This window comes from Eubacterium sp. An3 (assembly GCF_002159465.1).
GTDB classification, from domain to species: Bacteria; Bacillota; Clostridia; order Lachnospirales; family Lachnospiraceae; genus Anaerobutyricum; species Anaerobutyricum stercoris.
The window spans coordinates 33,496-50,305 of the sequence record NZ_NFIR01000010.1; the positions used below are offsets into that span (position 1 = coordinate 33,496).

Consider the following 16,810-nt stretch of genomic DNA (forward strand, 5'->3'; position numbering starts at 1 on the left):
TCCGCTGCCGGGCGCCGGCTGAACCTACGCAGCCGTCTGCCTTTCCGGCAGCTCGCCGGGTATTATCTCCCGCCGTATGCTTCCGTCTCCTTCCGCAGCCACTCCCTCTCCTCTTTATCAAGATATGGAGAAATGGACTCATATACCTTTGCATGGTAAGCATTCAGCCAGCGGATTTCCTGCTCAGAAAGTTTCTCCCATATAATCGCTTCCTGTTCGAAAGGTACCATGGTGAGCGGTTCAAATCCAAGGAAAATACCATAGCTGTTCTCTCTTTTTCTGGTGCAGACCAGCAGATTCTCCAGACGGACGCCAAATCTGCCTTCCAGATAAATACCCGGCTCATCGGAAGTGATCATGCCCTCTTCCATAACGCAGTCGCTGCCACGGACAGAAGCCGGACGATAGCGAAAACTGTTTGGCCCCTCATGGACGCTCAGCAGATAACCCACGCCGTGGCCGGTACCGTGGTTATAATCAAGTCCCTTTTCCCAGAGCGGCATTCTTGCCAGCACATCCAGGCTCATACCCGTCGCTCCCCGCAGGAATACCGCATCCGCCAGACGGATATTCCCTCTCAGCACCATAGTGTACATTTCTTTCTGCTCTTCGGTGATTGCGCCGAGAGCAATGGTTCTGGTAATATCCGTCGTTCCTTCCTTATAGTGACCTCCGGTATCCGCCAGCAGAAATCCCTCCGGCTTCAACGGGATATCGGACTGTTCATCGGCACAATAGTGAACGATGGCGCCATGTTCGCCGTAAGCAAGAATCGGATAAAAACTCGGACCGATATAATCTTTTTGTTCCTTCCGCAGCTCTTCAAGGCGAAGCGCTGCGCTTCTTTCCGTGATAGCCTCCCGTCCGGTCTGATGTTTCAACCAGTATATAAACTTTGTCACAGCCACGCCGTCCCTGATATGGGCAGTTCTCTCGTTTTCCACCTCCACCGGGTTCTTCACGGCCTTTAAAAGCAGGGTCGGATTCTCCCCGTCAAGGGGCTGCGCCCCATCCGGAATCCGGCTGACCAGCGCTTCATTGACATGATTCTCATCATAAAGAAGGCGTGCACCGGCGGGAAGCCGGCTCACGTCCCCGTAAATCTGTCTGTAATCTCTTACAGCAACCGCCGCGTCATTCAGATACGCCCGCACTTTATCTGTGAGCGCTTCCTCCTGTACATACCAGCGCACTTCATCCCGGCTCATCATCAGATAGGAGAGGACGACCGGCGTACACGCCACATCGTTTCCTCTCACATTTAACAGCCAGCAAATGTCTTCAAGGGATGCCAGAAGAAACCAGTCCGCGCCTCTTTGTTTCATGACCCGGCGGACTTCCGCAATCTTTTCTCTAATGCCCGCACCGGCGTAGCGCTCCCCGAGAATCCACGCGGGCTCCCGGGAAAGCTGCGGCCTCTCCGCCCAGACGTCTCCCGCCAGATCAAGATCACCACGGACGGTAATCTGCCTGCCGGCAAGAGCCGCCCTTATCTTCCGGGCATAGCTCGCCATCACGCACCGTCCGTCAAAGCCCAGAGTCTCCCCCGGCTGAAGCTCCCTCTCAAGAAACTCTTCCACCGAAGGCACTCCCGGCTGTCCGGAACGATACAATGTGATGCCGCTGCCCGCCAGCTGTGCTTCTGCCTGAAGAAAATATCTTCCGTCTGTCCAAAGTCCCGCCTGTTCCTTCATAACCAGCAGCGTCCCCGCGGATCCGGTAAAGCCGGAAATATATTCCCGGCATTTAAAATAGTCTCCCACATACTCCGAACCATGGAAATCATCGGTCATGATGAGATAGGCGCCGATCTTCTCTTCCAGCATCCGCCGGCGCAGTGCTTCAAGCTGCTGCCGCATTATGCCTGCTCCTGCTTCGTCTGATAACCGTCCGGATTCATGGACTGCCAATGATAAGAATCTCGGCACATTTCCTCAATACCGTACTTTGCTTTCCATCCAAGCTCTTCTTTTGCCTTGGTCGGGTCAGAATAGCAGGCGGCGATATCTCCCGCTCTTCGCGGTTTAATCTCGTATGGAATCTCTTTGCCGCATGCCTTACTGTATGCTTTCACCACATCAAGCACGCTGTAACCCTGTCCGGTTCCAAGATTGTAGATGCTGACGCCCTGCTTCATATGACGAAGGGCCTGTACATGCCCTGCCGCCAAATCCACCACATGGATGTAATCACGGACACCCGTTCCATCCGGGGTATCATAATCATTACCGAACACACCAAGTTTCTCCAGTTTGCCGACAGCTACTCTTGCAATGTACGGAACCAGATTATTCGGAATTCCTTTCGGGTCCTCGCCGATCAGTCCTGAACTATGCGCTCCGATCGGATTAAAGTACCGAAGAAGCGTCACATTCCATTCCGGATCGCTCACCTGAATATCTATGAGGATCTGTTCGATCATTGACTTGGTCTGTCCGTACGGATTGGTGATAACGCCCTTTGGGCAGTCTTCTGTTATCGGCACAAAGGCCGGATCTCCGTAAACTGTTGCAGAAGAGCTGAACACGATCTTTTTGCAGTCGTATCTGCGCATCACATCACAGAGCAGAAGGGTACCGGTGATGTTGTTATGATAATATTCAATCGGTTTTTCCACGGACTCTCCCACTGCCTTGTATCCGGCAAAATGAATGACTGCCTCTGGTCTTTCGTTGTCAAAAATCTCCTCCAGCAGATCCTGATCCAGCAGATCTCCTTCATAAAAGGTCAGAGTTTTTCCCGTAATCTTCTCCACACGGTTCAATGCTTCCTCGCAGGAATTATACAGGTTATCCACAACGACAACTTCATAATCGTTGTTCAGCAATTCCACACAAGTGTGGCTTCCAATATATCCTGCTCCGCCGGTAACTAAAATCTTCATGATATTTCTCCTTTATTCTGATATCTTCATTAAAAACAGCCTTTTTCTGAGACTTCCTGCAGGCGCACTTACCGCGCAGCCTCCACGATCAGCTCCACGCATTTTTCGATGCCGAGACTTCCCCGGTTCAGCGCCAGGTCATAATTCTGCGCCTTTCCCCATTCCTGACCGGTAAAATACTGATAATTCAGACCTCTGCGCACATCCATGTCATGCACTCTGTTTCGCTCTTTCAGCTGAACCTCCCCGTACATTTCCCGAATCCTCTCTTCTTTTGTCGCTTCATCCGCATAGAGGAAAACCCGCAGACAATCTTCTCTGTCTCTCAGAATATAATCCGCACAGCTTCCGACAATGACGCAGGGCGTCTCCTCCGCAAACTTGCGGATGATCTTTGTGCGGGCATGCCACATCCGCTTGAGCGGCGAGGATTCCTCATCTTCCAGATCCACAAAAGAATAGGCAAAACGATGGTCCGAAGATGGAGCGAACTCTCCATAATGTTCCACGTACTTCTCCTTCAGTCCGGTTTCCTTGACGATATTTTTTATGATGTCTCTGTCATAAAATGCAATTCCCAGCTTCTCTGCCACCTGTCTTCCGATGGTTCTTCCGCCGCTGCCAAACTCTCTTCCGATTGTAATCACTCTCTTCTTCATCGCATCACCTCATTATAGAATTTCAGACATAATTTTCAGTCTCAGGATATCATCTCATTTTCCAAAAGTCAATGACAGTAAAGATACCTGTACAGCAGTTTTTTCCACAGAGATGCATCCGCATATAATTCTGTCCGTATCTTTCCACAAAGAACCTCTAATATTCTGCATTCATTGGGCAAAAGTGCCTTTTGTCCGAAAATGTTCCTCTGGATAATCTGAATAACACGGATATATTCTTCTTCCTTAATACTTGAAAATCGTGTGCAGACGCATTCCGTCAGTTCATAAGGGTGCCTGTAATTCTCAGGAACGCCGGCACAGCGGAACATACGGCACATCTGCCCATAGGAAAGCTCCGCCAGTTTATCCGGATTGTTTTTCCGCTTTCTGCTGCGAAGGAATACTCTCACGATTCTCTGCATCTCAAGAAGAACGATAATCCCCACGATGAGCAGAAGAACCAGCAGCGCGATCCCCAGCATATTCCACGGTATATACGGCAATATCTGCGTCCGTTTCTCCTCTCTGTTTCCTGACACAACCTCATCCACCTCTGTCCTGGCGCCGCTATTTCCTTTTTCCATCTCTTCCTGCCGGATATTTATCAGATAATCCGGCGCATATACCTCGCTGTAAAATCCCGGCGTCACCTCCACAGGACTCCAGCCCACGCCATCCACATAAACTTCCGCCCAGGCATGTCCGTTCTCCTGTGTGAGCTGGCAGCTGTCCGCTCCCTGTTCCATCAGCTGTTCCGCCAGCTTCCCGTTCAGATAATATCCTTCCGCGTACCGGGCGGGAATTCCAAGAGTCCGGTACGCAATCACCGCCGCCGTGGCAAAATGAACCGCATTTCCTTCCTTATGCTCTCCGAGAAACCAGGTGACGAAATCCTTTCCTTCAGGGACCTCGGCTGTCTCCGGTGAATATTCGGCGAGAGCTGCCAGCATTACACGGATTCTCGCAGTTGCCTCATAAAGATCCACCGCATCTTCCTGCTCCTCCTTCCATTTCTCCCCGGAAAAAAACAGCCGGTCAATCTCCTGTTTCACATCTTCATCCACGGTCAGATAATAATCGTACACAAAAGATCGATAAACTTCCTCTGCCTCAATATACGACTCCTTTGCTGTGCTGCCTCCCCGCTTCAGCCAGGAAGGCGCTTTGGGAAACTCCTGCGCCGGCTGTATCTGCAGATTTTGAAATTGATATTCTTTTTCTCCGAAAATCCCTCCGGATACCAGCTGCCAGTCCTGATTGATTTTATAATCCGCGCCTTCCACTGCTTCAACGGTCTCAGGCACATACACGTAACGTCTGTCCGCGCCCCGGTTGACGACCTCCACATTCTGAAATGTCTGTCCGGAAGCGTCGTCCTGCCCGCCGGCGTCCGCTTCCTGAGAAGACGCGCGGGCAAAAACTGGATTATATCCATGACTGCCAAGCCAGTCGAGCATACCTTCCTGTCTTCCCGCATATGCTTCCACGGACAGCTGCCGCCAGCTTTGTCCGTCATACTGCGCTCCAACAAATCCCCGCAAATACATTTCCTGAGGGGTGTCAAAAGATAGCTCCAGCGTTCTCTTTTCCTCTTCCTCTGCCTCCGGCTTTTCTCCAAGAAGGGTTCCTGCCCTGCGCAGGTCTCCCTGGGGCAGTGAATCTGTTCCAAAACGTATATACTCAACGGCATCTTCTATCTGTGTCCGGATATTATCCACCGTTCTGGCCGGATGATATCCCGACAAAAGTGCGGAAGTTCCCCATCCAAAGACCAGAGTAAACGCACAGACACACAGGCTGATCCTGCGGCTGCGCCGGCTTCCTGTCCGGCTGCCGCTCCATATTCCCAGCCATCCTGCCATCAGAAGAATTACAGGACGGCAGGACACATTTCCCCTAAGCAGACATCCTGTCATCACTAGAAGAAATACTTCAGCGGTGAGAAAGCCCAGCCACTGTCTCCATATACTGTATCCGGAAAATATTCCAAGAAGAATACCGAGGATTATCAGCGCCGAAAAAATGTCTCCTTTACCGGGAGATGCAAGCCCGTAAAGCGGCAGATATGTATTAAAAATAGTATTCCATTTTTCCATGACCATATTTGCAAGCGCCAGCATTCCCCGTATCACTGCTTCCATCCGGAAAAACAGCAGGGCAAATGCCCCAAACAGCAAAAGAAGCGGCAGCACCACTTCCAGCATTTTTTGCTGCTGGGAAAAAATCACCAGCACGGCCGCCGCAGTGCTCACGGCAAAAAGCACCTGATTTCCCTGAAACGGAATCAGGTCTCCCAGAAGTTCTGAAACGCCGGCCATCAGCAGACTGCTGTACAAAACGGACACTGCCACATCATAAAATGTACGATCTTTCTTATTTTCTTTTCCCTCCTTCAGAAAGGTTATTTCTTTTTCCATATGACTGCTCCTGATCATTAAATATAAATATACCGTCCATTTCCCGGGTCTTTGTCCGAGAGCGCCAGCACCTCATAGCCGCTGCTGCTGTCAATATAATCTTCTTTTCCTTCCACCGGCAGAATCACTGAAAGATTAACCTGACTGCCCAGAGTTCTCAAAAGATCGTCATCAAGCTCCGCCGTAACAAATATCACTTTTGTATATTGAAAATGTCTCCCCATTTTCATGAAACTCTGGAGAACGGATGCCGGCTCTCCGGAAGAGCGCATTCCCATCATGCTGTCCCTCACCTGCATACAATCATTTCTGGAGCAGACAGGCATCTCCAGCAATTTTCCATTGACCATACAGCCTACCTGATGCTCCATATCCAGTTTCAAAAGAGCCTCCATCACCGAAAGAGCCAGTACTGCCACCCGGGTAATCCTCTGATCCGTCACCCGTCCCTTTCCCGACAAAGAAAACAGCAGCGCCGTATCAAAGCTGGCAGGACGGCTGAATTCACGAACCAGAAGTTTTTCCAGTTTAGTGGACAGTTTCCAGTGAACAGAACGGATGCTGTCTCCCTCCTGATAACCTCGCAGATCAAAGATTTCCGTCGCGTCATTTCCCCGGATATCCTCGTCATAAATATCTCCGGTCTCTCTGGACTTCGGTCTCTGTTTCAGCATAAGATTCATCGGAATCACTGACGGATAAATCATCATAGTTTGTTCCTGACGACAGGATTTTTTCACACAAAACAGACGGAAAATATCATAACAGCATATTTCTTCCAGATGAATCGTAACTTCTCCGCAAAGCTCTGTCTGCACCGGAAGAGTAAATTTTTCCTCTCTTTTATGCCCCGGGAAAATGGACAGCCATTTTTTCTCCTGCCGGTCAAACATATGATTATATATCATGACCGGCACCACCAGTTGTCTGGCGATCCACCCCGCTTTTTTTGTAATATGAAAATATACGGCCACATTTTGTCCCGTCACACAGACCGAAGGCAGGGATACCTCAAACTGCAGCGTATAAACCCAGATCATCGTCAAGATCCCGGAAAAAAGCGGAAATATACACAGCATAAGAAGCGCCAGTAAAACCTGGGCTGTGTTGGTCCACAAAAAAAGACACAGCATGATGAACAGGACGATACTATAATAAATTCTGTACTTTCTCATCTTTCCACCGCCTTATCCAAGGGCCGGCGGCTCCACTTCCTGCAAAAGATTTTTCAGAAGCGCCTCCTCTTTGATCCCTTCTATTTTTGCCTGAGGTTTCAGCACGATACGGTGGGCACAGACATCGGTAAATACTTCCTGTACATCTTCAGGAATCACAAAATCTCTTCTTCTGAGGATCGCGCACGCCCTTGCCATTTTCAGAAGCGCAATGACTCCCCGCGGACTTACTCCCAGCTCTATTCTGCTGTCCGATCTTGTCGCCTCACACAGCATCGTCATATAACGCAGGATTTCCTTTGTGACTGTGATGGAAGTCAGATAATTCTGTATTTCCAGCAAATCGTCCCTGTCAATGATCTTTTGCATATTCTCCAGGGGATCCTGATACATTTTTCTCTGCAGAATCTGTATCTGTTCTTCCGTATTGGGATAACCAATACTCAGGCGAACCATAAACCGGTCAAGCTGCGACTCCGGAAGTCTCTGTGTTCCGGCAAACCCCAGCGGATTCTGTGTCGCTATGCAGATGAACGGATAAGGCAGCTTGTGAGTCACACCATCTACTGTCACATTTCGCTCTTCCATGGCTTCCAGCAGCGCCGACTGCGTCTTGGCTGAAGTACGGTTGATCTCGTCCCCCAGAAACAGATGACACATCACCGCTCCGGACCGGTAAACGAGACTCCCCGTTTCCCGGTCATAGGTACTGAATCCGATAATGTCCGACGGAAGGGTATCCGGCGTAAACTGCACACGCTTATACTCAAGCCCCAATGCCTTTGAAAACGCCAGTGCCATCGTCGTCTTTCCGACGCCCGGCGCATCCTCCAGAAGGATATGCCCGCCGGCATAGATGGTCATTAAGACTTTCTCCACCACAGCTTCCTTCCCTACCAGTACCTTTCCAATCTCTCTGATAATCTGTCCTGATTTTTCCACTACCATGATTTAACCCTTCCCTGCTCTGATTCTTTCAATTCCACGTCCGGCATTTCCTTCAGCCCGGTCATTTTTGATTCTGCCGTGCTGTCCTCTTCCGTTCCGGTCTGACTGCCATCCTCAGCTCCGGCTTCCGGCTGGCCCTCGCCGGTCTCACTGCCGCCGGTCTCGCTGCTTCCGGTCTGCCGGTCATCTTCTTCTCCGGTTTCCGGCTGGCCCTCGCCGGTCTCACTGCCGCCGGTCTCGCTGCTTCCGGTCTGCCGGTCACCTTCTTCTCCGGCTTCCGGCTGGCCCTCGCCGGTCTCACTGCCGCCGGTCTCGCTGCTTCCGGTCTGCCAGTCACCTTCTTCTCCGGTTTCCGGCTGGTCTTTATCTGTCTCGCTGCGCTCTGCACCTGTATTTTCTTCTGCTTTATCCGTATCGGATTTTTCTTCCCAACGGCCGCCGGCCCAGACGTAATGAACGCCATTTTCAATCTTTTCCGTGCCGTCCTCATTCACAGCCATGAGAATGCGCTGTCCTGCACCTTCCCCATACTCGCTGTCGAGCTGACTGCCCCACTGATTCAGATACGCGCTGTAAGCTGATAATGGGATCTTGATCCGAATGTCTTCACCGGCCGTTTCGCCAAAGATTTTTTTGCCCAGAGCGACTGGCGTATAACTATTCACAGTAAGAGTGTGGAAAGAGCCACAGCCTTCAAGCATACCGTCTCCCAGCGAATAAACTGTCTGCGGAATCTCCAGCTCCGTGAGAGAAGTACAATTTTGGAATGCTTCCTCGCCTATGATCCGCAGAGCCTCTCCTTCCATAGACACATCTTTCAAAGATACGCAATTTTCAAAGACGCCGTCACCAATACTTTCCACCCGGTTTGGAATTACCAGAGATGTGATCTGCCGACAGTTTTTAAAGCTTCCGTCTTCCAGACGCACACAATAAAGAGCGCTGGAATTATATATCTGTACGGACGCCGCATTGGTCGGCACACGTATAGCTGTCATCCTGCTTTCCTGTTCCGGATCCAGCAGATAGAGAATATTATTTACTGCACGATACTCACTTCCATCCTGAGCAACAAGCCGGGAAACCAGAACCGGATAATTGTTTTCCCATGCCTCATAATATTTCAGATAAATTTCTCCGTTTTCACCGGCAGGAATGTACACATGCACCCTGCTCTGTTCTTCCTCATTTAAAATATTTTCTCCAAGAGCCGGCGGATTCTCCCCGTTAAAGGAAAGCATTTCCAAAGCCGTACCAAGAAAAGCCGCGTCGCCGATATATTCTACCTGATTCGCGAAAGTCACCTGTACCAATGAGGAACAGTTCTCATAAGCGCCGTCATCCACTATCTTCAGATTCGGCATGTTGGACCAGCTCACAGATGTAATACTCTCACAGCCATAAAAAGCTTTCTTTCCAATTCTTGTTACAGAATTCAGCAATGTTCTCGCGAGAGACAGAGACTGCAGATTCTCACAACCGCTGCAAAATTCATCCGGCAGCTCATCTGAATTTCCCTGCAGAGACAGATTTGTCAAGGAACTGCAATCTTTCAGCATTCCTTTGCCGAGAACTTTCACTGTTGACGGGATCAGGAGTTCTTCCTCCTCTCCCTTTCCTGTATTTTCACCGATCAGGTTCGTACATCCGGCAAAGGCATAATCTCCGATTTCCGTCAGTGCTGTGGCCGAAAGGCTGGTAAGGTCAACGGTTTGCAGCGAAGAACAATCCGCAAAAGCATACGCTCCTATTTTTTCTACGGTATATGCGCTGTTTACCGCCGTCAGATTCTGACAGCCCATGGCAGCTTCCTCAGCCACTTCCTGCGTGCCAAGCATCACTGTCAGTTCTCCTTTGAAATTTTTCGGCACGTATTGAAGAAGAATCCGGTTTCTTCCCTCTTCTTCCTCTGCGCCATAGAGAACGCCCCCCAGTATCTCTCCCTGCCTTCCGTATGCACGCACCGGCAGTTCCGTCTGGTTTTCATAATAATCGGCGTCATCGTCTGATACCCAGAGAGTGAAATTCACATTTCTTTCTCCCTCTCCAAACATTTCATCCGTAAATTTCATCCGAAGATCATCCGGTACCAGAAGGATTTCCAGATTTGCACAGCTTTCAAATACACCCGCCGGCAGATCCTGAAGAGACTCCGGCAGCATCAGCGCCGACATGTCTTCTCTGGAACCAAACGCTCCTGAAGAAATTTCCGTGGTATTTTCTTTTACTGTAAATCCTCCGTCTGCCAGCGAAATTGCCTGCAGCAGCCGGAAAGTCCCGTCGTCTTTCCGCTCGTACAGACCGCCGTTTTCCACAAAGGTCTCTTCGCCCATTTCACGGTCCTGGATGATCGTGACAGGAGACTGTCCGGTAAAAATATTAAGAAGCGCTGTCCACCAGTCAAAGGACAGGCGATACGCGTTCCGGAGTGTATGTTTGTCCGTATACGGTACATAAATGGAAATCCTGCCGTTGTTTTTTGTCCCGGTCAGGGCATTGGACGCCACTGACACAACGCCGTCCCGGCGTCTGATTGTCATATCATACAAAGCATCACAATCTGCCACCGCGCGGCTTTCTATGGACGTAACCGTCTCCGGCAGCATCAATGTTTCCATGGCACTGCACCCGGAGAAGGAGTCTGCCGGCAGTTCTGGGATCGCTGTTTCAGACAAGCCGCCGTTTTTTAGCGATGTACAGTTCAGGAACACTCCTTCGCCCAGACTTGTCAGGTTCCACGCATCCTCTATAGCAGCCGTTTCCAGGGCTGTGCATCCGGAAAATGCATACCGTGCGATCTGTCGGACAGAGGACGGCAGCGATATACTTTTCAACGCCGTACACGCTCCGTATGTATTTTCTCCCACTGTTCCGCCGGAAAAAGCGCTCTCACCCAGCACGTAAAAATGAGTCAGTAAATTAAAGTTCGTCAGTTCTTCCAGCGCAACGCAGCCTGAAAAAGCGTTGGCGCCGATCGACCTCAGATTCGCGTCCGCCAGCACCACCAGACTTCTCATCGAAGTGCAGCCGGCAAAACATTTCTCAGGAATCTTTCTTAACTGAGAAGGAATCCACATGGAACGCAGATAAGTACAATTCAGAAAAGCCCCCTCTCCCAGTTCTTTAAGCCCGGTATAAAAAGCCAACGTCTGGGCATACCGCGAGCAGTCCGCGAAAGCGTACGCACCGATCTTTTCACAGGCAGCGGCATACTCCCGGGTAATGCTTGTCCACATTCCGGAGCAGCCCCGGAAGCAGAAATCTCCGATTTCTTTTACCCCCGCCTGAAAATATACAGTCTGCAGCGCCGTACAGTCTTCAAATGTACGGGAGCCGATGTCCGTGATACTCTGCCCGGTATCGTTTCCAAAGTAGACGGCCGAAAGTTTCTTATTCGCGCTGAATACGGAATTGCCCACCGTCTCTGTATCTCCCAGCCAGGTCACCGTTTCAAGACCGCTGCAGCCCGCATAAGCACATTCACCGATACGTCGGCAGCTTCTTCCGATCAGTGCCTCTTTCAGATTTGTGCACTCGTAAAAAGCATATGCACCGATGGATTCTATCTGATTCATCTGTTCCGTATCAAAATCTGTCAGATTCCGGCAGCCGGCAAAAGCCCGGTCTCCAATTGCAGTGACGCCGTCTTCCAACCGAAATGTTCCTTCCACATCTGTGGTCACGTTCAAAATTGTACAGGTTTTCTCTGTCTGTTTTTCATAAACTGCCCGGTCTCCGGCAAAGTACCTGCTTCCCGCCAGAAGCTCTGTTTTCTCCGGCAGCTCCGGCTTCAGTTCCTCATTTCCCAGAAGAACGGTTTCCAGCGAGTCACAGCCGGCAAAAGCATCGGTACATTCTGACAAAGCCGGATTGCTCAGCACGAGAATTTCAAGGTCTGTACAATTTTTAAAAGCATTTTTTCCTACTTTGTTCACATCGGGCAGTTCCAGATAGGAAAGATTACCGCACCATGCAAAAGCGCCGGCAGCAATCTCCGTCACCGTATATCCCTCCGGGACTTCATATTCTGACAGTTCCTCCGGCGCGCTGCACAGCATAAGGCTGTGATCGTCCTGCTCCAGATACGCACACCCCTGTTCATCGATACATAATGTTCCCTCTGCCAGTGTCAGCATGCGTTCCGCCGTTTCTGCCCCGTAATCTTTTGTCAGTCTCTTTATCCATCCGGAAGCTTCATTCTGCGCCAGCGAAATATAGAACCTTATCTCCCGCGGCGCCTGCTCTCCTGCCAGATTTTCTCCAAGTTCCATGGTACTTTCACTGTTGATCTGCACTCCCTGCAGAGAAGATGTTTTGACACCTGCGAAACTGCAGCTCTCCAGCTTTTCTATATTTTCTCCGACATTGACAAACCGGACTCCCTCTGCTTCCGCAAAGGCATACGGCGCAATCGCCTGCGCATCTTCCGGCACATCATAAATAGCTTTTTCGGCTCTGGTGATGAACGCCAGACTTCGGCAGTCACCGGAAATCAGATAGACGTCGCCGCCATTATTTTCATACCGGCCCTCTGTTCCGCCTTCAGCCTCTATACTTTCTGCCGCAGTGCCAGTTTTTCCGAACTCATCGTCGAAAATTTCTCCCCAGGCGGATACATAGCGTTTATAAACTAAATCCTCAATGACGCTCTCTGCGGTCTTTGGGACTTCCACCTGCACCTGGCAGGAGGCGCCGCCAAACACAGGAGTCTTCTCCGTCCGCTGAAGCTCCGGCGGATTTTCGGCAAGCATTTTTATGCGCAGAGTCTCTTTTCCCACTCCTGCGGCTGCGTCAGCCAGCGCTCCCTCGGTAACCGTCTCCACTTTTTCATTCACTGTAAAACTCTGACAAGCCGCCGGTACTTTCCAGAGCGTACTTTTATCTGCTGAGTACAGCAGGCCGTTTTCTGCGCTGAAAATGTGATTTTTTTCTGTGCTCTCCGTCTCGCCATCTGTCAGCGGCTGCACAGAATATTCCGAAAGTTTCGGAAACTTCTGCCCGGCAGCAGACAAATCCACACTGTTGACTGTGGCGGACAAAGCAAGTGTCTCGACATTTTCCGCTTCTTTTGATATTTTGAACGAATCGTTTAAATCAACACTTGTAATCCCGTAAGGAATATCCAGCCGGCTTGTTTTCTCTTCCGGCACGTATCCGGTGAGAATCTGATCGTCTCCCCTCGTCTTCACCAGATATCCTTTTTCCAGCATCGGGGCGAGAGGAATCGCATACATCACCTGCGTATGCTGTCCGTCTTTAAATGTATAGGAAATCTCCCTTGTTTCCACCGAAGCCGGATACTGCGATGACCATCCATAGAACAGCTCCGTCAGATACCCTTCTTCATTCGTTGTATATTTCCCATTTTCCTGCAGCTTACGCACCATTTCGTTATATGGGCAACGGCCGTCGTAAGTTCCGTTCAGCACCACGGTTTTGTCATCGGTGTATATGGTGTCAAGTACCGTATGTTCATCATACATGACTGTAAGTTTGTAGTCTCTGACGCTGTAACGGACGGCGTCTGTCCCCCGCAGCACCACTGTGGAACCTTCCCCGGCGCCGCAGTATAAGATACTCGCTTCCCACTGACTCCCGTCCTCCTTCTTGGACGCCACACCGCCGGTTTCTTCCTTGAATGACACCTGATAATTACTCTCATCAGGCAGATAAACATCCTGTCCTCCCTGCACTGTTCTTCCATACACATCCAGTGTTATGGCATTTCTTATGGGTGCGTCATTAACTTCTTCCCCCTGAAACAAAGTCTCTCCGGTCACATATACCGGGGATGAATCATAATGCACACGCATTCCCGTAAATCGTATGTAATCATTTTTTATGACACAGGTGACGGTATCTGTCAGCCCCTGGCAGGTGATCTTCAGCGTGAAGCTCTGATTGACATCCTCATCTGTGAGTCTGTGGTCATATTTTTCCGGAATAGATTCCAGCACAAATTCCGTCTCTTCTTTCGTCCTTGTATTGGACGGATTGTTCTTATCCACCCAGTGAGAAGTGACTGTAATATTGCCGCGGACATAAGATTCCGACGGCACCTGTTCTTTATAGAAAGATACCGCATCCTGATTTCTGTAATAAGACACAGAGAGAGAGTCCGCTGTCCAGGCCGTATCTTCATCTTCACTGTCATCCGGCTCCTCTTCTCCGCCGTCTCCGGATTCACCCGGTTCATTTTCATCGTCTCCGGTCTCCGGAGATGTGGCATCTCCAGGAGTACTGTTACTTCCTTCCTGCGTATCGTCCGTGTTCTCTTTCCTGCCGCCATTTCCGGTTCCACCCGGAATCTGGCCGTCTGCCGAACCCCCGGCGTCCCCGGTTCCAGTCTGCCGCTCCATACCTTCCCCGGCTTTATGATCCACATAAACGATTTTCTCCGCCGGTTTCTCCTGATCTTCTGTGTTCTTCCCTCCGGCCCGGTTTCCAAAATAATCTGCAGCAGGATTCTGCATTTTTCTCTGCTCCTGATCCTCCTGTTCAAAGGAATCTTCGGTGCTGTCTTCCTCCCCCTGTTTTTCTCCATCTTCTTTCAGCCCATAGCCGGTGGGATCAAATGTTTCTTTCTGCTCTTCTTTTGATACAAAGGAATCCGGATCAAACATATTCTGAAGCTTTTCCGCCTGCATGGCAATGACAAGGCATAAAATCACAACCGCTGTCACTGGCGTGAGCATCGGCAAGGCTCCCTTTTTCTTCTGTAAATACTCTTTTAATTTTTTCATTCCCCATACTCCCCTTGTTTCTCCGCTGTCACTCCCATATCATTGGTCCGGACAGCATTCCATGCGTTGCGCGCATTTCGAATTGCAGCACCCATTTTTTTCTTCAGTACATTAAAGTCAATCGGCTTGGCAATATGATCATCCATTCCTGCCGCCAGAGAACGTCTCTGGTCTTCCACATAGGAATTGGCCGAGAGCGCATAAACCGGTATAAGCCGGGCATCCTTCCGGTCCAGCTCCCGTATCTGTCTGGTAGCTTCCCAGCCGTCCATCTCCGGCATCTGGATATCCATCAGTATCACATCATAAAAACCTTCTTCGCTGTCCTTAAAAATCTCCACTGCCTGCCTTCCGTTAAGAACGCGATCCGTGCGAACGCCTGCTTTCTCCAGAATCGCCATGGTAATACGTGCATTGATATCGTTATCTTCCGCCAATAAAACATGAGCGTTCTTCAGATACCGCAGTTCTTCTTCCTCGTTCGTTGTTCCGGCATCCTGCCGCAGCTCATGGCTGCCTTCTCCGGCGGTGCCGGTCTGTTCCGTCTCTGCCACAGGCAAAGAAAGAAACACCGTGAAATCACTGCCTTTTCCCACCTCGCTGTCAATGACAATCTGTCCGCCCATCTGACGAATCAGATTATCCGCGATAGACATTCCCAGGCCACTGCCGCCGTATTTTTTAGCAATCATGCTGCTTTCCTGCTCAAACGGGCGGAAAATGTGACTCAAAAACTCTGGCTCAATCCCCTTTCCTGTATCCCTCACCTGAATCATCAGGCGGAGGTGATTATCAATCTTTTCCATCTGTCGGAAAGTAAGAATGACGCTGCCTCCCGGATCTGTAAACTTCACCGCATTGGACAGAAAATTGATAACGACCTGACTCAGGCGCATTTCGTCACCGATGACCCGGCGGACATCGAAGTCCTCCACCCTCAGTTCGAAATGAAGTTCCTTTTCCTCAATTGTTTTCTGAAACATAGTCCGCATTTTCTGCGCCACGGCAATCAGATCAAAGCTCTCCTGCTGCAGCTCAATTTTACCGCTCTCAATGCGTGTCAGATCCAGAATGTCATGGATTAAATGCAGCAGAAACCGGGCCAGATTCTGTGTCTTGTCCAGGTATTCCTGCACTGCCTCAGTATTGGATATTTCCATTTTCGCAAGTTCCAGAAGCCCCAGAATCCCGTTCATCGGAGTACGAATCTCATGAGACATCTCTGAGAGAAACTCCGTCTTGGCGTCATTCTCCGCTCTGGCACGGGAAAGCTCCTCCCGCAGTCTGTTCTCCGTTGCCTTTCGCCTGGAAATATCCTCCATGACAATAGTATAAATATCCTCATCTTCCGCGTAACCAACCCTCAGAAATGCATCTCCCCGGCTCTCTGTCCTTCTGTTTACATAAGAAAAATCCGCCTCCAGCGGCTGCTTTCTGTCCCAGCCTCTGAAAAGTTCTTTAAGATTTCCAATCTCTTCTTCTTCCATACACCTGACAAATGCAAAAACATCGGTACAGATATCATTTTTCTCCAGACCAAATATTTTCTCCACATTATCAGACACAAAAAGAGGAAAAGCATCCGCGCCTCTGACCAGAATATACACCTGAAAAGGATTATCTGACAGGAAGGAATACAGACGTCGCGCCTCCCTGACCTGTCCATTTTTCTCCGTTCTTTTCCGAAATATATATTTTATCAGACAGACCGACGCCAATACTGCCGCCAGCAGCACAAAAAATGCCAGCAGAGTACCTGCGTTATCGGCCAGCCTGTTTGTAAATTCTTTCATATACTCTCTCCGAAAACCATTATATTTCTTAAATTATACAACCTGCCGGAGAATGGTGTCAACGCAATCCGTAATGTTTGACCACCTAAAATATGCCAGATAACATATTTTTTGTTCATCTGGCATTTTACGCTGTCTATATTTCTTTTTTCCGGCAGTTTTCCTTTCATCGGACGCTCTTTTCGCCG

At 49.9% G+C, this 16,810-nt stretch carries 9 protein-coding genes; all 9 read right to left on the reverse strand.

What is annotated here, in order from left to right; all coding sequences use genetic code 11:
• Window positions 1-62 precede the first annotated feature (62 nt).
• Complete coding sequence (locus B5F87_RS09940) at window positions 63-1,859, reverse strand: aminopeptidase P family protein (RefSeq protein ID WP_204246067.1); 1,797 nt, start codon at window positions 1,857-1,859, stop codon at window positions 63-65.
• Window positions 1,859-2,884, reverse strand: a complete 1,026-nt coding sequence (gene galE, locus B5F87_RS09945) for a UDP-glucose 4-epimerase GalE (protein ID WP_087280567.1) — start codon at window positions 2,882-2,884, stop codon at window positions 1,859-1,861. The genes B5F87_RS09940 and galE overlap by 1 nt, the downstream gene beginning before the upstream one ends.
• Window positions 2,885-2,952: 68 nt before the next feature.
• Window positions 2,953-3,543, reverse strand: a complete 591-nt coding sequence (locus B5F87_RS09950) for a cytidylate kinase-like family protein (RefSeq protein ID WP_087280570.1) — start codon at window positions 3,541-3,543, stop codon at window positions 2,953-2,955.
• A 68-nt stretch (window positions 3,544-3,611) separates the two neighbouring features.
• Window positions 3,612-5,963: a transglutaminase-like domain-containing protein gene (locus B5F87_RS09955; protein ID WP_158097016.1), complete on the reverse strand. Its 2,352-nt coding sequence runs from the start codon at window positions 5,961-5,963 to the stop codon at window positions 3,612-3,614.
• A 17-nt stretch (window positions 5,964-5,980) separates the two neighbouring features.
• The gene (locus B5F87_RS09960; protein ID WP_087280575.1) at window positions 5,981-7,138 is read right to left on the reverse strand and encodes a DUF58 domain-containing protein; all 1,158 of its coding nucleotides are present in this window, start codon (window positions 7,136-7,138) and stop codon (window positions 5,981-5,983) included.
• Window positions 7,139-7,150: 12 nt separating this feature from the next.
• Window positions 7,151-8,086 (reverse strand): MoxR family ATPase, encoded by a 936-nt coding sequence (locus B5F87_RS09965; RefSeq protein WP_087280578.1) that lies wholly within the window; start codon window positions 8,084-8,086, stop codon window positions 7,151-7,153.
• Window positions 8,080-14,829, reverse strand: a complete 6,750-nt coding sequence (locus tag B5F87_RS09970; RefSeq protein ID WP_087280580.1) for a leucine-rich repeat protein — start codon at window positions 14,827-14,829, stop codon at window positions 8,080-8,082. Before B5F87_RS09970 ends, B5F87_RS09965 begins: the two co-directional genes overlap by 7 nt.
• Window positions 14,826-16,622, reverse strand: a complete 1,797-nt coding sequence (locus tag B5F87_RS09975; RefSeq protein WP_087280584.1) for an ATP-binding protein — start codon at window positions 16,620-16,622, stop codon at window positions 14,826-14,828. The genes B5F87_RS09970 and B5F87_RS09975 overlap by 4 nt, the downstream gene beginning before the upstream one ends.
• Entirely contained in the window at window positions 16,619-16,792 is a 174-nt protein-coding gene (locus tag B5F87_RS20970; RefSeq protein ID WP_158097017.1) for a hypothetical protein, read from the reverse strand. Before B5F87_RS20970 ends, B5F87_RS09975 begins: the two co-directional genes overlap by 4 nt.
• Window positions 16,793-16,810: the final 18 nt, after the last annotated feature.